The 20,100-nt window shown below is 68.4% G+C and carries 14 protein-coding genes; 8 read left to right on the plus strand and 6 right to left on the minus strand.

Annotation, left to right across the window (positions count from 1 at the left end; translation table 11 throughout):
* Position 1: 1 nt before the first annotated feature.
* Positions 2 to 1,333, minus strand: coding sequence for an efflux RND transporter periplasmic adaptor subunit (locus tag ACT3CF_RS02815; RefSeq protein WP_478420208.1), 1,332 nt, complete (start codon positions 1,331 to 1,333; stop codon positions 2 to 4).
* On the minus strand, positions 1,323 to 2,798 hold the full coding sequence (locus ACT3CF_RS02820; protein WP_478420209.1) for an efflux transporter outer membrane subunit: 1,476 nt from the start codon (positions 2,796 to 2,798) through the stop codon (positions 1,323 to 1,325). The genes ACT3CF_RS02815 and ACT3CF_RS02820 overlap by 11 nt, the downstream gene beginning before the upstream one ends.
* Positions 2,799 to 3,041: 243 nt before the next feature.
* Here ACT3CF_RS02820 and acs point away from each other — a divergent pair, with 243 nt between their 5' ends.
* A complete protein-coding gene (acs, locus tag ACT3CF_RS02825) occupies positions 3,042 to 4,979 on the plus strand; it encodes an acetate--CoA ligase (RefSeq protein WP_478420210.1) in 1,938 nt (645 codons plus the stop codon).
* 440 nt (positions 4,980 to 5,419) lie between these two features.
* Here acs and ACT3CF_RS02830 read toward each other — a convergent pair whose 3' ends face one another.
* Complete coding sequence (locus ACT3CF_RS02830; protein ID WP_478420211.1) at positions 5,420 to 7,213, minus strand: peptide MFS transporter; 1,794 nt, start codon at positions 7,211 to 7,213, stop codon at positions 5,420 to 5,422.
* Between the two features lie 207 nt (positions 7,214 to 7,420).
* Between ACT3CF_RS02830 and ACT3CF_RS02835 the strand changes: the two genes are divergently transcribed.
* Both ACT3CF_RS02835 and ACT3CF_RS02840 read left to right on the plus strand, forming a co-directional pair.
* A complete protein-coding gene (locus tag ACT3CF_RS02835) occupies positions 7,421 to 8,020 on the plus strand; it encodes a nitroreductase family protein (protein WP_478420212.1) in 600 nt (199 codons plus the stop codon).
* A gap of 18 nt (positions 8,021 to 8,038) precedes the next feature.
* The gene (locus ACT3CF_RS02840) at positions 8,039 to 8,395 is read left to right on the plus strand and encodes a GntR family transcriptional regulator (RefSeq protein WP_478420213.1); all 357 of its coding nucleotides are present in this window, start codon (positions 8,039 to 8,041) and stop codon (positions 8,393 to 8,395) included.
* Positions 8,396 to 8,520: 125 nt separating this feature from the next.
* Here the strand turns inward: ACT3CF_RS02840 and ACT3CF_RS02845 are convergent, their stop codons facing one another.
* Positions 8,521 to 9,729, minus strand: coding sequence for an LL-diaminopimelate aminotransferase (locus ACT3CF_RS02845; RefSeq protein WP_478421328.1), 1,209 nt, complete (start codon positions 9,727 to 9,729; stop codon positions 8,521 to 8,523).
* Positions 9,730 to 9,857: 128 nt separating this feature from the next.
* Between ACT3CF_RS02845 and ACT3CF_RS02850 the strand changes: the two genes are divergently transcribed.
* From ACT3CF_RS02850 to ACT3CF_RS02870, 5 genes are all read left to right on the plus strand, one after another.
* Positions 9,858 to 11,594 carry a PHA/PHB synthase family protein gene (locus tag ACT3CF_RS02850; RefSeq protein ID WP_478420214.1) on the plus strand — a complete coding sequence of 579 codons (1,737 nt, stop codon included), beginning with the start codon at positions 9,858 to 9,860 and terminating at the stop codon, positions 11,592 to 11,594.
* A 118-nt stretch (positions 11,595 to 11,712) separates the two neighbouring features.
* Complete coding sequence (locus tag ACT3CF_RS02855; protein ID WP_478420215.1) at positions 11,713 to 12,549, plus strand: phasin family protein; 837 nt, start codon at positions 11,713 to 11,715, stop codon at positions 12,547 to 12,549.
* A gap of 260 nt (positions 12,550 to 12,809) precedes the next feature.
* On the plus strand, positions 12,810 to 13,142 hold the full coding sequence (gene clpS / locus ACT3CF_RS02860) for an ATP-dependent Clp protease adapter ClpS (protein WP_478420216.1): 333 nt from the start codon (positions 12,810 to 12,812) through the stop codon (positions 13,140 to 13,142).
* A 105-nt stretch (positions 13,143 to 13,247) separates the two neighbouring features.
* Positions 13,248 to 14,531 (plus strand): UDP-N-acetylglucosamine 1-carboxyvinyltransferase, encoded by a 1,284-nt coding sequence (gene murA / locus ACT3CF_RS02865; RefSeq protein ID WP_478420217.1) that lies wholly within the window; start codon positions 13,248 to 13,250, stop codon positions 14,529 to 14,531.
* Between the two features lie 102 nt (positions 14,532 to 14,633).
* Positions 14,634 to 15,530 (plus strand): iron-containing redox enzyme family protein, encoded by an 897-nt coding sequence (locus tag ACT3CF_RS02870; RefSeq protein WP_478420218.1) that lies wholly within the window; start codon positions 14,634 to 14,636, stop codon positions 15,528 to 15,530.
* A 49-nt stretch (positions 15,531 to 15,579) separates the two neighbouring features.
* Here the strand turns inward: ACT3CF_RS02870 and ACT3CF_RS02875 are convergent, their stop codons facing one another.
* Together ACT3CF_RS02875 and ACT3CF_RS02880 are read right to left on the minus strand one after the other, a co-directional pair.
* Complete coding sequence (locus tag ACT3CF_RS02875) at positions 15,580 to 16,896, minus strand: cystathionine gamma-synthase family protein (protein WP_478420219.1); 1,317 nt, start codon at positions 16,894 to 16,896, stop codon at positions 15,580 to 15,582.
* A gap of 214 nt (positions 16,897 to 17,110) precedes the next feature.
* Positions 17,111 to 20,080 carry a TonB-dependent receptor plug domain-containing protein gene (locus ACT3CF_RS02880; RefSeq protein WP_478420220.1) on the minus strand — a complete coding sequence of 990 codons (2,970 nt, stop codon included), beginning with the start codon at positions 20,078 to 20,080 and terminating at the stop codon, positions 17,111 to 17,113.
* Between the last annotated feature and the right edge of the window lie 20 nt (positions 20,081 to 20,100).

Here is a 20,100-nt window from a genome sequence, read left to right on the forward strand (position 1 = left end):
GTCAGTTCTTGTCGTCCTTGGCGGGCTTGGCCGTGCCGTTGGCCTGGACGCCGACGATCACCTTCATGCCGGGCGTCAGCTTGGGGCTGGTCACCGCGGTGCGGGTGCCGTCGCTGGGGCCGGTGACGACCTCCACCTTTTCCGGCTTGCCGTCCTTGCCGACGACATAGATCGTCTGCTTGCTGCCGCGGCCGATCGCCTTTTGCTGGTCCTGCCGACGCGGGCCGAACTGGATGCCGCCGCCGCCGGACTTGGCGCCCGCGTCGTCCGGCGTGAAGCGCAGCGCGCCGTTGGGGATCAGCAGCGCATTTTCCAGCTTCTCGACACCGATCGTGGCGGTGGCGGTCATGCCCGGGCGCAGCGTGACGTCGGGATTGGCGACCGAGAGGACCGCCGCATAGGAAACGACCTGGTTGGCGGTGGTGGTGCTGCTCGTCGCCGTGCTGCTGCTCGACGCCGTCGAGGCGGTGAGGTTCGACCCCAGGTCGACGCGGGTGATCTGGGCCGGGAAGGTGCGCCCCGGGAAGGCGTCGACCGTGAAGCTCGCCGGCTGGCCGACCTTGACCGATCCGACATCGGCCTCGTCGATCGCGACCTCGAGCTTCATGTGCGTCAGGTCCTGCGCGATCACGAACATGGTCGGCGTGCTGAACGAGGCGGCGACGGTCTGGCCGGCATCGACCTGGCGGGCGAGGACGACGCCGTTCACCGGCGACCGGATGATCGACTTGAACCGCTGCGTCTGGTTCGACGAGAGCGAGGCCTGGGCGGAGACGACGTTGGCCTGCGCCGAACGAAGGTTGGCGCGGGCGCGCGCCACCGCAGCGCGGGCGGTGTCGAGTTCGGTCTTGGCGGGCACCTTGCCCCCCGACAGCCGGCTGACTTCCTCCATGCGGCGCAACTGCGCCGTCGCTTCGTCGAGCGTTGCCTGTGCCTGTGCCACCGCGGCCTGGTTGGCGGCGAGCGTCGCGCGGCTCTGCGTGATCGCGTCGTCGAGGCGCGAGGGGTCGATGATCGCGATCGGCTGACCTTCGGTCACGCGATCGTTGACGTCGACCAGCACCTTGAGGACGAGGCCCGAGATTTCGGAGCCCACCGTCACCTGCCGCGTCGGCGCGAGCCGGCCGGTGGCGGAGACGGTGACCGCCAGCGCGCCCTTTTCGGCGGGAACGGTGATGTAGTTGGGCGGCGGCTTGGGCGCGAAACAGCGCGACACAAGCAGCCCCAGCCCCACGACGACCAGCACGATGACGATCCAGCGCAGGTTCCGCCGCCACCAGGGACGCGGCTTCGTGCCCAGAAAGGTGTTCAGATCCTGAGGTTCACTGGCCATCGGCGGCGCTGCCTGTCTTTGGAGGGAGGGGCGGGATCGGCGCGGCTTCGTCCCAGCCGCCGCCCAATGCGACATAGAGCTGGATCAGCGCGGTCGCCTGTTCGGATTCGGCCTGGGCGAGGCCGTTCTTGGCCGAAAGCAGGGCGCTTTCGGACTGGTTGAGCGTGGTGAAATCGGTGAGGCCCGAGCGATAGCGCATCCGCGCGAGCAGCGCCTGGTTGTTCGCCGCCTCGAGTGCGGTGCGGAACTCGGTCTCGCGGACGCGCGCCGCCTGGAGCGCGACGATCGCGTTCTCGATCTCCTCCAGCGCCTTCAACACGCTGGATTTATAGGCAAAGAAGGCGGTGTCGGCGCCGGCGCGGGCGGCGCGGACCTGGCTGCGCAGCCGGCCCGAATCGAAGATCGTCTGCGCGACATTGGCGAAGGCGCGGCCCGTGATGATGTCGAACAGCGAGCCGATCGTGGCGCTGCCCGCATTGATGCTGCCGCCGAGCGCGAGGCTGGGATAGAGCTGTGCCTGCGACACGCCGATCTGCGCGGTGGCGGCGGCAAGGCTGCGTTCGGCGGCGCGGACGTCGGGGCGCTGGCGCAGCGCATCGGCGGGGATGCCCGCCGCGACGCTGGCGGGACCGCGCGGGATCGGCCGCGGCGCCTCGAGCTGCCCGCGCAGCGCGCCCGGGGCCTGGCCCGTCAGCACGCCGAGCCGGGCGACGAAGCCGGCATAGTTGGTTTCGAGCTGCGGGATCGTGGCCGCGGTCTGCGCCCGCTGCGCGCGTGCCTGTTCGGCGTCGAGCGAGGAGACCAGGCCCGCCTGGACGCGCCACTGGGCGATGCTGAGATTTTCGTCCTGAATCGCAAGGCTTTCGCGGGCATTGGCGAGCTGGGCCTGGGCCTGGCGGGCGAGGACATAGTTGCGCGCCGTCTCGGATTCGACCGAGAGCAGCACCGCCGCGCGGTTGAAGCCTGCGGCCTCATAGCTTGCCCGCGCGCCGCGGACGCTGCTGCGCACGCCGCCGAACAGGTCGACCTGATAGCTGGCGTCGAGCCCGAGCGAGAAATTGTCGCTGCCTCCCTGCGAGAAGGAGGCGACGGTGCCGTCGGGAAGCCGCGTGGTGGTGGTGCCGCCGCGCAGCGGTTCGTTGCGCGAATAGCCGGCCGATCCGCTGACCGTCGGCAACAGCGCCGCGCGCGACTGGATGAGCGATTCCCGCGCCTGGCGGAGCCGCGTAACCGCCTGAGCAAGATCGAGATTTGCGGTCTGCGCCTGGGCGATGAGCTGACCCAGCATCGGGTCGTCGAAGCGGTTCCACCAGCGCGTCAGATCCTCGCGCGCGCGCTGATCCGCGGGGACCGACCAGGCGTCGGGGACGCCGAGCGCGGCGGCGGATTGCGGCCGATCATGGGGGCCGGCGGCGCAGGCGGCGAGGGGGAGCGCGAGCGCCAGCATCAGGGGGCGGTGGGCCATAGTCGTTACGATGCCCGTTCCGGACCCGCTGTTCCACCGTAATTTTGTGGCATCTTGTAGCAGTTCGGTGCGCAAACCATGCCGTTCGGCGGCAGCGCGCGCCGTTCGCGGGCACGCGATGACGTTGAAGGAAATCCCGCGACGGCGCCGAAGGGAATCTACGGGTTGCGCACGCCGGATGCTTGCGTCCTAATGCCCCGCAAAGCCGAAAAGGCGCACGAACGAACTGCTGGAGCGGACGCCATGAACGACAGCCTTTACCCCGTGCCGGACGCCTGGGCGCGCGACGCGCGCGTCAATGCCGAGGACTATGCCCGCCTCTATGGCCGCAGCCTGGCCGACCCGGGCGATTTCTGGCTGGAGCAGGCGCGGCGGCTCGACTGGATCAAGCGCCCCGAACTGGCGGGCGACTGGTCGTTCGACGAGGCCGATTTCCACATCCGCTGGTTCGCCGACGGCAAGCTCAACGTCGCCGCCAACTGCATCGACCGCCACCTGGCGAGCCGCGGCGACGACGTCGCGATCCTGTGGGAACCCGACGACCCCAAGGAAGCGCCGCGCCGATACACCTATTTGCAGCTTTATGAAGAAGTCTGCCGCTTCGCCAATGTGCTGAAGGCCGAGGGCGTGCGCCGCGGCGACCGGGTGACGATCTATCTGCCGATGATCCCCGAGGCGGCGTTCGCGCTGCTCGCCTGCGCGCGGATCGGCGCGGTCCATTCGGTGGTGTTCGCGGGCTTTTCGCCCGAGGCGCTGGCGGGGCGCATCGTCGATTGCGATTCGCGCATCGTCATCACCGCCGACGAGGGCCGGCGCGGCGGCAAGCGCGTGCCGCTGAAGGCCAATGTCGACGCCGCGGCCGAACATGCCCCCGGGCTGGAACGCGTGATCGTCGTCCGCGCGACCGGCGGCGCGGTGCCGATGACGCCGGGCCGCGACCGCTGGTACGACGAGGCCGCCGCCACGGTCCCGGCCGACTGCCCGCCCGAGCCGATGGGCGCCGAAGACCCGCTGTTCATCCTTTATACCTCCGGATCGACGGGCAAGCCCAAGGGCGTGCTCCACACGAGCGGCGGCTATCTGTTGTGGGCGAGCCTGACGCACGAGTTGGTGTTCGATTACCGGCCGGGCCAGATCTATTGGTGCGCGGCCGATATCGGCTGGGTCACGGGCCACAGCTATATCGTCTATGGCCCGCTTGCCAACGGCGCGACGACGCTGATGTTCGAGGGCGTCCCCAACTGGCCCGATGCGGGCCGGATCTGGGACGTCGTCGACCGCCACCAGGTCGAGATCCTCTATACCGCCCCGACCGCGCTGCGCGCGCTGATGCGCGAGGGCGACGATTATGTCACGCGCAGCTCGCGCCGGTCGCTGCGCCTGCTCGGCACGGTCGGCGAGCCGATCAACCCCGAAGCGTGGCGCTGGTATCACGAGGTGGTGGGCGAGGGCCGCTGCCCGATCGTCGACACCTGGTGGCAGACCGAGACCGGCGGCCACATGATCACCCCGCTGCCCGGCGCGGTCGCGCTGAAGCCCGGATCGGCGACGCTGCCGTTCCTGGGCATCGACCCGCAGCTCGTCGACACCGAAGGCCAGGTGCTGACCGGCGCGGCCGAGGGCAATCTGGTGATCGCGCGGAGCTGGCCGGGGCAGATGCGCACCGTGTGGGGCGACGACGAGCGGTTCTTCCAGACCTATTTCACCACCTATCGCGGCAAATATTTCACCGGCGACGGCTGCCGCCGCGACGCCGACGGCTATTACTGGATCACCGGCCGCGTCGACGACGTCATCAACGTGTCGGGGCACCGGATGGGCACCGCCGAGGTCGAGAGCGCGCTGGTGCTCCACGCCAAGGTCGCCGAGGCGGCGGTCGTCGGCATGCCGCACGAGATCAAGGGGCAGGGCATCTATGCCTATGTCACGCTGAACGCGGGCGAGACGCCGAGCGAGGAACTGCGCACCGAGCTGCGCAACTGGGTCCGCACCGAGATCGGCCCGATCGCCACCCCCGACGCGATCCAGTTCGCGGTGGGGCTGCCCAAGACGCGCAGCGGCAAGATCATGCGCCGCATCCTGCGCAAGATCGCCGAGGGCGAGGTCGGCAGCCTGGGCGACACGAGCACGCTCGCCGACCCGGCGGTGGTCGACGACCTGCTCGCCAACCGCATCGGCTGAACGCGCGCCGGGCGGGCGGTGCGGCGCGATTCCGCACCGCCCGCCCGCTCTGGGGTCCGTCCGCCCGCGGGTCCGTCCGCTCGTCCACCCGCCCGCGCACCGTCCGGCGGCGCGGCGCCTTGCGCGGGCTGCACGTCTGCGCGCGATTATTGCAGTTGCGTGACAGTGGCGTCCGGGCCTAGGCGGCCGCCCTCCGCAGCGGGGCGCGCGTTGTCCGGTCGCCAGCCGGGCCGGGAAGCCGATCGTTTCCCACCGCCAGTTCCCCATCGGCTGCGGGCCATCCCTGTCCGGCCGCCTCCCCCCCACAGGCCGGACACGAAAAGGGGCGCCACACCCGCGGGTATGGCGCCCCTTTTCTGTTTGGCCCCTGTCCGGCCTTTCTGTCCGGCGCTTTCCGTCCGGCGGGCCGGCCCCCGGTCGCCCGGGAGCCCGACAGCCGCCTATTTGACGCCGTGCATCCAGCGCTTGAGCGGCCAGCTGAGCAGCAGCAGCAGCACGCCGAGCCCGATCGCCCATTCCGAAATGAGCGTGAACACGCCCAGATAGGTGTCGAGGCTGACCTTGAGGTTGGTGACCTGGCCGCCGACGGTTTCGACGCTGGCGAACTGGGCGATCACGCCCGCGACATATTGCGCGACCGAGATCGACAGGAACCACACGCCCATCATCATGCCGACGATGCGCGCGATCGACAGCTTGGTGATCATGCTGAGCCCCACCGGCGAGATGCACAGTTCGGCGAAGCTGTGGATGAAGTAGAGGCCCGCGAGCCACCACACCGACACCTTGAAGCTGGTATCGGCCCATTGCGCGCCCCAGACGAGGAACAGGAAGCCGCCGCCGACCGCGACGAGCGCGATGCCGAACTTGACCGGGATGCTGGGTTCCATCCCGCGCCGCGCGAGCCCCGCCCACAGCATCGACATCAGCGGCGCGAGCAGCACGATGAAGAGCGCGTTGAAGCTCTGCGTCTGGCCCGCGCTGATCGTGAACCAGCCGAAGATCGACAGGTCGGTGTTGCGATCGGCGAACAGCGTGAGCGACGAGCCCGCCTGTTCGAACAGCGTCCAGAACACGACGTTGAACACGATGAGCACCATCGCGGCCATCATCATCTGGAACTCGCGGCGGTCGCCCGCGAAGAACGACCAGACGAGGATCGCCGGCACGCCGATCAGGAAGGTGCCGAACAGCAGCTTGCCCATCAGCGGCAGCGACGCGACATAGCCGAGCAGCCCCGAGCCCGCCGCGGCCGGTTCGGCCGACATCAGGTTGGTGTAGAGGAAGTAGAAGAGCGGCACGACGCAGATCGCGCCGAGATAGATCCACCATTGCTGGCGCCCGACGCCGGGCCGCGCGGGCGGTTCGCCGATGCCGTCGAGCTTGCCGCCGTCGAGCTGGATGAGCGCCCACGAGAACATCATGCCGATCGCGGCGAGGCCGAAGCCCGCCCACCAGCCGACCGAGACCGCGAGCCACGGGCACAGCGCCTGCGACAGCATCGAGCCGAGGTTGATGCCCATGTAGAAGATGGTGAAGCCCGCGTCGCGGCGGCCGTCGCCGGGGCCGTAGAGCTGGCCCACCATCGTCGAGATATTGGGTTTGAAGAAGCCGTTGCCGACCGAGACCATCGACAGCGCGAACAGCATCACCATGACGTAGTACGGGCTGCGGTCGCCGCCCGATTCGAAGCCGCCCTTCGCGATCGTGCGGACCGTGCGGCCGTTCTCGCTGAGCGTGATCGACCCGTCCTCATTGCCCTTGATGAGCTGTTTGTGGCCGTTGTCGATCACGTAGCGCTGCTCGCCCGCGGCGGTCTTTTCGATCGACACCTCGTAGCGCTGGCCGTCGATCTTGGCATAGGGCGTCGCCGTCTGGCCGCCGAAGCACAGGATCAGATAGCCGAGCGACATCAGGATCGCGCCGAACTTCACCGCGCGCTTCGACCCGAGGAACTGGTCGGCGAGATAGCCGCCGATGAGCGGGGTGAGATAGACGAGCGCGGTATAGCCGCCATAGAGGCCGGTCGCTTCGCGGTCGCTGAACAGGAAATGCTGCGTCAGATAGAGCGTCAGCAGCGCGCGCATCCCGTAGAAGCCGAAGCGCTCCCACATTTCGGTCGAGAACAGCCGCGCGAGCTGACGGGGATGGCCGAACCAGGTCTTTTCGGCGGCGGGATTGACGTGCGTGATGTCCGGTTCTGCCGGGCTGTCGGCAGTTGGGGTTTCGACCATGCGTTTTCTTGCCCTTTTTTATCGCATTTTTTCCGGGGCTTGCCCGGTGCCTTTCGGTTTTCCGGGCGCGAACGCCCGGTGCATGGGGGGCCAGACTAGAGCCTGACGGTCGCGTGTAAAGCGGCTGGCGATGCTGCATTGCGGCACAGGCCCCCGATCGGGACGCGCCCCATGGCGCATCGCGCCGCGGCGCGATAGACGGGCGGCATGACCTTCAACGACCGATCCACCCCGCTGACGCTGCTGCGCACGCGCCGTTCGGGCAAGCCGCGCGACCTGGGCGCCCCCGGCCCCGACCTGGCGGCGCTGCACGACATGATCGCGATCGCGGCGCGCACCCCCGACCACGGCAAGCTGAACCCGTGGCGGTTCGTGATCGTCCCGGACGACCAGCGCGACGCGCTGGCGGCGCGGCTGGGCGCCATCGTCGCCGCGGACCACCCCGGCGCGACGCCGCGTGACATCGAGGCGGCGACGCAGTTCGCGCGCCAGGCGCCCGCGCTGGTCGTCGTGCTGTCCGCCCCCGTGCCCGGACACAAGATCCCGATGTGGGAACAGGAGCTGTCGGCGGGCGCGGCGTGCATGAACCTGCTCCACGCGGCGCACGCCATGGGATTCGCCGGAAGCTGGATCACCGGCTGGGCCGCCTATTCGGACGCGGTGCGCGACCTGTTCGGCGCGGCGCCCGAACGGATCGCCGGGTTCGTGTTCATCGGCACGCCGCAGCAGCCGCTGGAGGAGCGTCCGCGCGCCGACCCCCGGACAATCACGCATCTGTGGAACAACGGGGATGGATCGAATCGCTGATTGCTGTATTAAGGCAGCATGACAGCGCTCGAACATGAAGACAGCCCCGTCTATCTGAAGCTCCGCGCGACGATCGCCGCAGCGATCCTGCGCGGCCAGTTCAAGGCGGGCGACCAGCTCCCCTCGGTCCGGGCGCTTGCCGCCGAACACGGGGCCAACCCGCTGACGGTCGCCAAGGCGTATCAGAGCTTTCAGGACGACGGCTATGTCGAGGTGCGGCGCGGGGTGGGCATGTTCGTGCTGCCCGGCGCGGTCGAGCGGCTGCGCGAGGCCGAGCGCGACCGGTTCCTGAACGGCATGTGGCCGCGCGTGCGCGAGCATATCGCGCTGCTGGGGCTCGATGCGCGGATGCTGCTCGACGACGAATATGCCTGAAGCCCGCGGCGTGCGCCGGGCGGGCTGAGCGGGTGCGCCGGGCGTCCTGAGCGGGTGATACGGGCGGCCTGAACGGCCATGGGGCGGGACCGCGGCCGGCGGGGCGCCGACCGCGGACGCCGCGATCAGCCGGCGCGGCTCGACGGCGTGTTGACGCCCATCGACTGCAGATATTTCTTCACGTTGCGCGCCGCCTGGCGCAGCCGCTGCTCGTTCTCGACCAGCGCGATGCGGACGTAACCCTCGCCATTCTCGCCATAGCCGACGCCGGGCGCGACCGCGACCTTGGCATGGGTGAGCAACTGCTTGGAAAATTCGAGGCTGCCCATGTGCGCGAGCGCGGGCGGCAGCGGCGCCCAGGCGAACATCGAGGCGGGCGGGCTGGGAATGTCCCACCCCGAGCGGGCGAAGCTTTCGACCAGCACGTCGCGGCGCTTGTGGTAGAGCTGGCGGTTCTGTTCGACCATGTCCTGCGGCCCGTTGAGCGCGGCGCACGCGGCGGCCTGGATCGGGGTGAAGGCGCCATAGTCGAGATAGGACTTCACGCGCGTCATCGCCGCGATCAGCCGCTTGTTGCCGACCGCGAAGCCGATGCGCCAGCCCGCCATCGAATAGGTCTTGGACAGCGAGGTGAACTCGATCGCGACGTCCTTGGCGCCGGGCACCTGGAGGATCGAGGGCGTCGGCTTGCCGTCATAGTAAAGCTCGGAATAGGCGAGGTCCGAGAGGATCCACACCTGGTTCTCGCGCGCCCAGGCGACGAGGCGTTCGTAGAAGGCGAGGTCGACCGTCTCCGCCGTCGGGTTCGACGGATAGTTGACGACGAGCACGCTGGGGCGCGGCACGGTGAAGTTCATCGCGCGTTCGAGGCTGGCGAAATAGCGCTCGTCGGGCGTGGTCGGCACCGCGCGGATCGTCGCGCCCGCGATGATGAAGCCGAAGGTGTGGATCGGGTAGCTGGGGTTGGGCGCGAGGATGACGTCGCCCGGCGCGGTGATCGCGGTGGCGAGGCTGGCCAGCCCCTCCTTCGACCCCATCGTCACGACGACTTCGGTATCGGGATCGACATCGACCCCGAAGCGGCGGCCGTAATAATTGGCCTGGGCGCGGCGCAGGCCGGGAATCCCCTTTGACGCCGAATAGCCGTGCGCATCGGGCTTCTGCGCGACCTCGCACAGCTTTTCGATGACGTGCGGCGGCGGCGGCAGGTCGGGATTGCCCATGCCGAGGTCGATGATGTCCTCGCCCGCCGCTCGCGCGGCCGCCCGCATCGCGTTCACTTCCGCGATGACATAGGGGGGCAGACGCTTGATGCGGTAGAACTCCTCGGACATTTCGATCTCGCTCAACTGGGTTGCGACGCGGCTTTGCGTCGTGTCGACGTTCTAGGCCAAGTTTGTCGCTACGGGAATGACGCAATGGCCGTTATGGAGTAAGGGCCTCATATCAGGGGGATGTTCGCATGGCCGAAACGATGACGACCAAGCTGCCGAGCCTCGAAGACCTGCAGCACTGGACCTGGATCCTGGGCCGCGCGCAGCAGATGATGCTGGAAGCCGGGCTCGACATCGCCCAGTCGGCGCCCGCCGCGCCGCCGTTCGGCCCGTTGATGGACCCGACCCCGGCGCTGCGCGCGACGGCGGGATTCTGGGCGGACACGATGGACCTGTGGCAGCGCTTCCTCGACCCCGAGCGCGCCGGGCCCTTTGTCGAGACGCCCGAACAGGCGGCCGACCGGCGGTTCAAGGCGCCGCAATGGCGTGACGAGCCGATCTATGACTTTCTGCGCCAGAGCTATTTCGTCATCGCCGAGCATCTGGAGCGCAGCGTCGAATCGCTGCAGGGGCTCGACGCGCGCCAGCACGAGCAGATCCGCTTTGCGACGCGCGGGCTGATCGACGCGATCAGCCCGACCAACTTTCCCGCGACCAATCCCGAGGTGATCGAGAAGGCGGTCGCGACGCGCGGCGAGAGCCTGTTGAAGGGGCTGCAGAACATGCTCGCCGACCTCAACAAGGGACAGCTGACGCAGACCGACGCGAGCGCCTTTGCGCTGGGGCGCAACATCGCGGTGACGCCGGGCAAGGTGGTGAAGCGCACCCCGCTGTACGAACTGATCCAGTACGCGCCGACGACCGAGCAGGTGTACGCGACGCCGGTCGTCATCTTCCCGCCGTGGATCAACCGCTACTACATCCTCGACCTCAACCCCGAGAAGAGCTTCATCCGCTGGGCGGTCGAGCAGGGCTTCACCGTGTTCGTCGTGTCGTGGAAGTCGGCCGATGCGAGCATGGCCGGGGTGACGTGGGACGATTATGTCGAACAGGGGCAGATCGACGCGATCGACACGGTGCGCGACCTGCTCGACGTCGATGGCGTCCACGCGATCGGCTATTGCGTCGCGGGCACGACGCTGGCGGCGACGCTGGCGCTGCTGGCGGCGCGCGGCGAGGCCGACAAGGTGCGCAGCGCGACCTTCTTTACCGCACAGGTCGATTTTTCGGAGGCGGGCGACCTGCGCATGTTCGTCGACGACGACCAGCTTGCGCTGATCCGCAGCCTGGGGACCGACGGGTTCCTCGACGGGCGATACATGGCGGCGACGTTCAACCTGCTGCGCGGCCGCGACCTGATCTGGAACTATGTGACGAGCAACTATCTGATGGGGAAGGACTATGCCCCGTTCGACCTGCTCTATTGGAACTCGGACTATACCAACCTGCCCGCGGCGTGGCACCTGAGCTATCTCACCGACCTTTATCGCGACAACAAGCTGGTGGTGCCCGGCGCGATCGCGATCGCAGGCACGCCAATCGACCTGCGGCGGATCACCGTGCCCACCTATATCCAGGCGGGGCGCGAGGACCATATCGCGCCGGCGCGATCGGTGTGGAAGATCACGCAGCATTTCCAGGGGCCGCTGCGCTTCGTGCTGGCGGGATCGGGCCACATCGCGGGCGTGGTCAACCCGCCCTCGGCGGGCAAATACCAATATTGGACCAACGACGCCAAGGTCGACACGCTCGACGACTTTCTGGCGGGCGCCAAGGAGACGCGCGGGAGCTGGTGGCCCGACTGGATCGACTGGATCACCCAAGTCGACGACAAGAAAATCGACGCAAAAGGGTCACGAATTCCGGGTAACGGAAAACTCGCCGCGATCGAGGACGCGCCGGGCAGCTATGTACGGCTGCGGTAACGCTAACGTAACGTTGTCGCAGATCAAATTTTGTGCGGCGCACAATGTGACATCTTGAATTCGACTTCCCGATCGCGTACATGCTGCGGTGCAACAACTAAGCCAGGGACCGAGTCAGATGGCAAGCAAGGGACCCAAGCCCGGCGCGGCGAAGCCCGCGTCCGAACCGAAGCCCAACGTGCGCGTCAGGAAAACGCCCGTGCCCAAGGCCAAGCTTGTTGCCGCGCCCGCCGATGAAAAGCGCGCGCCGGACCTGCTCGACGGCAATATTCCGCCCGTCCTGGCAGCGCCCGCGCCCGCCCCGGCGGCGGAACCGGCGCCGACCGCGCCCGTCCCGCCCGTCGTTTCGCCGGTGATCGCGAAGCAGGAAGCAACAGTCCCGGAAACAGTGGAGTCCGCTCCCGACAGCGCCGCGCCGGTTCCGATCGTCGCTGCGCACCCCGCAGACGAGACCGTCAACGAAGCCGCCGCCGTGGAGGAGACGGTTGCCGGCGCCACCCCGAAGGAAGTGAGCACCATGGAAACCACGATCGAAAACAACACCGCGAAGGCGCAGGCCATGTTCGCGGACTGGAACGAGAAGGCGAAGTCGATGTTTGAGAAGTCGGGCAAGCTGGTCGAGGACGCGAACGAGTTCGCCAAGGGCAACCTGGAAGCCGTCGTCGAGTCGGGTCGCATCGCGGCCAAGGGCCTCGAGACGCTGGGCCAGGAAGCGGCCGAATACAGCCGCAAGTCGTTCGAGAACGCGACCGCCGCGCTGAAGACGCTCGCCACCGCCAAGTCGCCGACCGAGTTCTTCAAGCTTCAGAGCGATTTCGTGCGCGGCGCGTTCGACGCCTATGTCGCCGAAGCCTCGAAGCAGACCGAAGCGATGCTCAAGCTGGCCGGCGACGCCGCGCAGCCGATTTCGAGCCGCGTCGCGGTTGCGATGGAAAAGGCCAAGCAGGTCGCGTAACGCGCCCGGCTTGCGCCAATCGGAAAGGGGCGGCCGTCCGGAAGCGACGGCCGCCCTTTTTCGTGCGCGGGCCGGATCGCGAGGGCATCGCCCACCCGCCCGTCCGTCCATCTTGCCGCCCGGGGCCGCCCCGGGGCCGGGTCGGCGGGGCGGAAAGCGGCGCAAGTTATCGCGGGGCATGCGCGCGGCGCCTTGCCTCGTGCAGGCGGAAGCCATATTTTCAGCCCCCTATGGTTGAGTTGGTGACGCGGCAGATCCGAATGGCCGAAGACGGCGACGGCGAGGGGAACGGGCTCGGCCCCTCGGTCGGGGTGGCCACGCGCACGCGCGCGCGCACCAAGAAACCCACGCCCTATCGCGTGCTGATGCTCAACGACGACTATACCCCGATGGAGTTCGTCGTGCTGGTGCTCCAGCGCTTTTTCCGGATGGACCTGGAGGAAGCAACGCGCGTGATGCTGCACGTCCACCAGCGCGGTGTCGGCGTGTGCGGGGTGTTCAGCTATGAAGTCGCCGAGACCAAGGTTTCGCAGGTGATCGACTTCGCCCGCCAGAACCAGCACCCGCTGCAGTGCACGCTTGAAAAGGCCTGATCGCGGCTGACACGGGCGCGGCATCGCGCCGCACGCCTTCGCCGACGCGAAGGAGTTTTGCGGGGGGTGCTTGCGTGGGCGGCGCGAGTGGGTAAAGCCGGCCGGATGGACCGGATTCTCATTCGCGGCGGTAACCGCCTTTCGGGCAAGATCGCCATTTCGGGCGCGAAGAACGCCGCGCTGACGCTGCTGCCCTGCGCGCTGCTCACCGACGAGCCCGTCACGCTGCGCAACCTGCCGCGGCTGGCCGATGTCGACAGCTTTGGCCACCTGCTCAACGTGCTGGGGGCATCGACGACGATCGAGGGGACGCGCCCGTCCGATTTCGGTCGCGTGATGACGATCAACGCCGCGCGGATGACCTCGACCGTCGCGCCCTATGACATCGTGCGCAAGATGCGCGCGTCGATCCTGGTGCTCGGGCCGCTGCTCGGCCGGATGGGCGAGGCGACGGTGTCGCTGCCCGGCGGCTGCGCGATCGGCAACCGCCCGATCGACCTGCACCTGAAGGCGCTGGAGGCGATGGGCGCCGAGATCGAGCTTGCCGCCGGCTATGTGAAGGCGAGCGCCCCCGGCGGGCGGCTGGCGGGCGGCCGGTTCCATTTCCCGGTGGTGTCGGTCGGCGCGACCGAGAATGCGGTGATGGCCGCGGTGACCGCCAAGGGCACCACGGTGCTGGAAAACGCGGCGCGCGAGCCCGAGATCGTCGACCTGTGCAACATGCTGGTCGCGATGGGCGCCGCGATCGCGGGGATCGGCACCGAACGGCTGGAGATCCAGGGGCGCGACCGGCTGCACGGCGCCAATTACGCGGTGATGCCCGACCGGATCGAGGCGGGCAGCTATGCCTGCGCCGCGGCGATCACCGGCGGCGACCTGGAACTGATCGGCGCGTGCGCGTCGGACATGCGCGCGACGCTGGAAGCGCTCGCCGAGGCGGGCGTGACGATCGCCGAAGGCCCCGATTCGGTGCGTATCACCGCCGATGACCGGCTGGGGCCGCTGACGCTTTCGACCGCGCCCTATCCGGGCTTTGCCACCGACATGCAGGCGCAGTTCATGGCGATGCTGTGCAAGGCCGACGGCGCGAGCGTGCTGACCGAGACGATCTTCGAGAACCGTTACATGCATGTTCCCGAGCTGACGCGCATGGGCGCCGACATCCAGGTGCGCGGCCGCACCGCGGTGGTGCGCGGCGTCGAGCGGCTGGTGGGCGCGCAGGTGATGGCGACCGACCTGCGCGCGTCGATGAGCCTGATCCTCGCCGGGCTGGCCGCCGAGGGTGAGACGCAGGTCAACCGCATCTATCACCTCGACCGCGGCTATGAGCGGCTGGAGGAGAAGTTGCAGGGCGTCGGCGCCGATATCGAGCGCATCGGCGGCGACTGATCGCGCGTCGCGCCATGCCCCGCCCCGGTGCCGCCGGGGCGGGGCGGCGGAACAACCCCCTGTGCCTGCTGGTTTTTCGGGACAGCAGGAGAAACACAGAACATGGCAACCCGATATGAGGACACCGCGCGGGCCGCGGCGTCGCAGTTCCGCACGGACAGTTTCCAGCGCGGGCTCGCCCATTGGAACCGCGAGCGGCTGGCCCCGCAATTCCCGACCGACGACTGGCAGCGCCGGCTGGAGCGCGACATGCGGATGGTGCGGCTGGAAGGCGGCTTCATCGAGGAGCTGCGCGCCGAGATCGCGCCGCGCGCCGCCGAGGCGCCGACCGACCCAGACGGTTTCGTCGCCTGGTTCGAGGCGCTGAAGGCCGACGGGCCGGGGCAGGGCGACCCGCTGTTCCCCTGGCTGGCGACGACCGCCGATCGCGACCAGTTGCGCTGGTTCTTCGAGCAGGAGGCGGCGGGCGAGGCCGGGTTCGACGACCTGGTCGCGATGACGCAGGTGAAGCTGCCGACGCGGCCGAAGCTGGAACTCGCGCGCAATTACTGGGACGAGATGGGGCACGGCGCCGAAAAGGGGATGCACGGGCCGATGCTCGACGCGCTCGTCGATACGCTGGCGGTCGAGCCGGTGATCGAGAACACGGTGTGGGAGAGTCTGGCGCTCGCCAATGCGATGACCGCGATGGCGACCAACCGCCGCTATGCCTGGCATTCGGTGGGCGCGCTGGGCGCGATCGAACTGACGGCGCCGGGCCGCTCGGCGATGGTCGCCGAGGGGCTGAAGCGCGTGGGGCTGAGCGCGAGGGAGGCGCGCTATTTCACGTTGCACGCGGTGCTCGACGTCAAGCACAGCGAGGACTGGAACCGCGAGGCGATCCGCCCGGCGGTGGCCGAGGACCCGCGCCGGGCGACCGCGATGGCCGAGGGCGCGCTGATCCGCCTGACCTGCGGCGAACGCTGCTTCGCGGCGTATCGCGCGCGGTTGTGGGGGTGAGGCAGCGCCGCCGCCCGGCCCCGACGGGGCGCGGGCGGCGAGCCGGGGCTTACACCGCCTTCAGCGCTTCCTCGAAGTCGGCGATGAGGTCGTCGGCGTCCTCGACGCCGATCGAGATGCGCACGAGATTGTCGGTGATGCCGAGCGCGGCCTTGCGGGCTTCGGGGACCGACAGGTGCGTCATCCCGGCAGGGTGGCTCGCCAGCGTCTCGGTGCCGCCGAGGCTGACCGCGAGCTTGGCGATCCGGAGCGAATCGAGGAAGGCGAACGCCTCCTTCTCGCCGCCCTTGAGGTAGAGCGAGAAGGTCGAGCCCGCGCCGGTGCAGTGGCGGCGATAGATGTCGGCCTGACGATGATCGTCGCCGCGGTCGAGGAAGCCGAGATAGCCGACCTTTTCCACCTTCGGGTGCGCGGCCAGAAACTCGCACACCTTGGCGGCATTCTCGCCCGCGCGGCTCATGCGAAGCTCGAGCGTTTCGAGGCTGCGCAGCAGCATCCAGGCCGTGTTGGGGTCGCAGATCGTGCCGATCGTGTTGCGCATCAGCCGGATGGTGTTGATGTGCGCCTTCGATCCCAGCACACCGCCCGCGACAAGGTCCGAATGGCCGCCGGCATATTTGGTGAGCGAATAGACGACGATGTCGGCGCCGTGCTTGAGCGGCTTGGCCCAGAGCGGGCCGAGGAAGGTGTTGTCGATCGCGATCGGCGGCTTGTTGTCGCCCTTGAAGATCGCGTCGCGGCTGGCGGCGACGGCTTCGACGTCGACGAGCGCGTTGGTCGGGTTGGCGGGGCTTTCGAGGTAGATCAGCGCGACGTTGCCGGTCGCGGCCTTGCTGAGCACCGCGTCGATCTCCTCGCGCGTGGCGCCCGCCGGGAAGTCGAGCCAGTGGATGCCGAAGCGGCCGAGGATGCGCGCGATCAGCGTCTCGGTCGCGGCATAGAGCGGACCCGAATGGACGATCGTGTCGCCGGGCTTGACCATCGACAGGAACAGCGTGGCGATCGCCGACATGCCCGAGGAGAAGGCGAGCGCGTCCTCGGCCTCTTCCCAGATCGCCAGACGATCCTCGAGAATCTCCTGGTTCGGGCCGTTGAAGCGCGAATAGACGAGGCCCTCGGCGCCGCCCGGGCGCTTGCCGGTCACGCCCTCGAAATGGCGCTTGCCCGCCGCCGCGTTGGGGAAGACGAAGGTGGAGGTGAGGAAGATCGGGGGCTTGAGCGAGCCTTCCGACAGCATCGGGTCATAGCCGTGGCCCATCATCAGCGTGGCGGGCCGGAGCTTGCGGTCGCCGACCGTATCGATGTCGGGGCGGGGGCGGCGACGCGGGGTGGTGCCGCTCAGCTCGGCTTCGGTTTCGTCGGTCATGCAATCGCTCTCCAATGGGCATGCGCCCGCAGATGGTTTCACCTGCAACCATAGGGGCGATCCGGCCCCGGGCGCAATCGGCGAGCGGCAACGCCGGGCGGCACGGGATCGTTGCAATCCAACGGCCTGGCGACCGCCCGCGCGGCAGCGGCCGGGAGAGCGGCGGCCGGGAGAGCGGCGGGAGCGCCCGCGACGGGGCGCTCCCGGTCGGCGGTCACTTGCGCAGGCGCAGGCCGACGAACACGGTACGGCCGATCGTGTCGTACATGCCCGCAGTGTAGGTCGATTCGAAGTTGGCGCCGCCCGCCTCGGCGCCCGGGATGCGCGGCGGCGCGCGGTCGAACGCGTTGTTGAGGCCGCCCGACAGCTCGAGCTGATCGGTGAGGCGGACCCAGGCGAAGAAGTCGTTGTAGAACACGTTGGGCGTGTAGATCTTTTCGTAGCGGTCCGCGGTGGTGGTGGTGGTGGGCCGCATCGGCGAGAAGTGCCGCAGCGTCCAGGTCACGCCGAAATTGTCGCGGTTGTACGAGGTCCGCACGACGCCCTTCCACTTGGGCGACCCGAACACCCCGGCATATTCGGAGATGGTCGAGGGATCGGTGGGATCGAGCGTGTATTCACGCTTGAGCAGGCGCGTGTAGTTGGCGTCGATGGCGAGCGTGCCCGACTTGGGCCCGAGGCCCAGATCGGCGAGCGGCAGGCTGTAGTTGACCGCGAAGTCGATGCCGCGCGTCAGATATTTCGACAGGTTGAGCTTTTGCGTGATGACGTTCTGGATATTGCCCTTGGCGTCGCGGCCGACGAGCGGGCAGAACTGGTTCGCGAGCGTCGGCTGATCGACGCACTTGTTGATGATCGTCTGGGCGCCGAAGGCGTCGATCGCGTTGCGCAGGTCGATATTGTAATAGTCGACCGACACCGACAGCCGCCGGACGAAGCGTGGCTGGACCACGACGCCGAGCGTCAGCGTCTTCGCCGTTTCGGGCTTCAGCCCCAGATTGCCGCGCGAGATGATGTCGCGATAGTTCCAGTAGGTCGTCTTGTCCGACGGGTTGAGGATCGCGCAGTTCGCCGCGGTGTATTGCGTGCGGTCGATCCGGTTGGCGAGGTTGTAGGTGTTGCACGGATCGGTGACCCACAGCCCCGAGATGCTGCTGGCGGTATAGAGCTCGCCGATATTGGGCGCGCGCACCGCCTGGCCATAGGTGGCGCGGAAGCGGACGTCGTGGACGGGCGCCCATTCGCCGCCGAACTTGTACGTCGTGGTGGTGCCGGCGGTGCTGTAGTCGGAGAAACGCAGCGCGCCGTCGACCGACAGCGTGTCGAAGAAGGGCGTGTTGCGCAGCAGCGGGACGTGCAGCTCGCCGAACACTTCCTTGACGTGATATTTGCCGACCAGCGCGGTCTGCACCGTGCCGATCGTCGGATCGTAGCGCGGGCTGGCGGGATCATATTCGGGAACCGCGCCGATATCGTTCTTTTCGTGGCGATATTCGCCGCCGAGCACCGCCTGGACGGTGCCGCCGGGAAGGTCGAACAGCCCGCCCGAGACATAGCCCGACGCCACCTGCTGCGTCATTTTCGAGGTCGACCAGCTCGACGTATAGGTGATGTAGTCGATCATCTTCTGGGTGAGCGGCATCAGCGGGTTGAGCGCGACGCAGCCGTCGTTCGGGTCGGTCAGCGTGCTGCGGCACACCGCGGCGCCGCCGGGGCCGGTGGTCGAATCGAGCCCGAGCCGCCAGCGGCCATAGGCGGTGGCGTTGACGTCGCGGATCTTCTGCTGCGTCTCGCCATAGGTGTAATAGGCCGAATAGTTCCACGCCTTGCCGAACAGCCTGAAGTCGCCTTCGGCGCCCGCCGTCGCCTGGAACAGCCGGCGGCGATATTCGGTGACGGGGCGGGGCAGTTCGGTGAAGCGGCGCGCGAAATAGAGGCCGCCATTGGTGAGCGGCCCGCCGTTCGCCGCAAGGATCGCAGGGGTGATGAAGGGGCTGTCGGCGGGCACCTGTTCGCTGCCGAACGAGGTCATCTGGAGATAGGCCGACTTCGCCGTGTTGTAGGCGAAGGTGCCGTTGGCGAAGAGCTTGAACGCCGGGCTGAAGTCGTAATGCGCGCTGACGCGGCTGTTGAAGCGTTCGGACGGCACGCTGAGCAGCCAGCCGTCGTAGCGGCCGTTATACTCGCCGCCGTCGGTGACCAGCGTGCCGAGCGCCTGGCCGTCGTTGGCCAGCTTGACCGGCGAGGCGTTGGTGAAGCCGCTCGGCCCGAGCACCGGATTGCGCAGCGAGCCGTCGGCGTTGAGCGCATAGAGCTTGCCGCCGAGGATCACCTGGGGCGCGTCCGCCGTGTTGATGTTGTAGTTGCCGTCCGAGATGTAATATTTCGCGGTGCTGCCCGCCGGACGGGTGTAGAAGGGATAGCCGCGCGCGGTCCACGGCCGATCGGCGCCCGAGACCATGTCGGGCTGGCTTTCGAAAAAGGCATAGGCGGTGACGTTGCCGCGCCCGTCGCCGAAATTGACGCCCTGAAGCAGATCGAAGCTGTAGGTGGTGAGGTCGCCGCGCGTCGACTGGCTGTAGCGCACATTGGCGTCGGTGCCCTGATAGTCGCGCTTGAGGATGAAGTTGGCGACGCCCGCAACCGCATCGGCACCATAGAGCGCCGAGGCGCCGCCGGTGACGACCTCGACGCGCTCGACCAGGCTCGACGGCACGTTGGATACGTCGACCGCCGAGGTGCCGGGGATCGCGGGCACCTGACGCCGCGAATCGACGAGGACGAGCGTGCGCTGCGTGCCCATGCCGCGCAGGTCCAGCGCGTTGATGCCCGCGTTGCCGGCGAGGTTGCTCGTCTGGTTGGTGAGCGTGACCGCGAGCGCCGGAAGCTGGTTGACCACGTCGGCGATCTGCTGGCTGCCCACCGTGCGGATCTGTTCGGCATCGATGATCGCGAGCGGCGCCGGGCTGTCGGCGGCGCTGCGGCGGATGCGCGAGCCGGTGACGACGATGCCGCCGGCATCGTCCTGCGCCGCCGTCGCCTCGGGGCCTGCGTTCGCCCCAAGCGTTGCGGCCGCGTCCGGCGTCGGGGTGGTGGCGGGTGCCTGTTGCGCCATGGCGGCCACAGGGAAGCCAAGGCAGGTCACGAGCAGTAACGCGCGAATGCGGCTGGTCCGGTTCTTCATCGATGCGCCCCTCTTTTTTG

The organism is Sphingomonas chlorellae, from assembly GCF_056485145.1.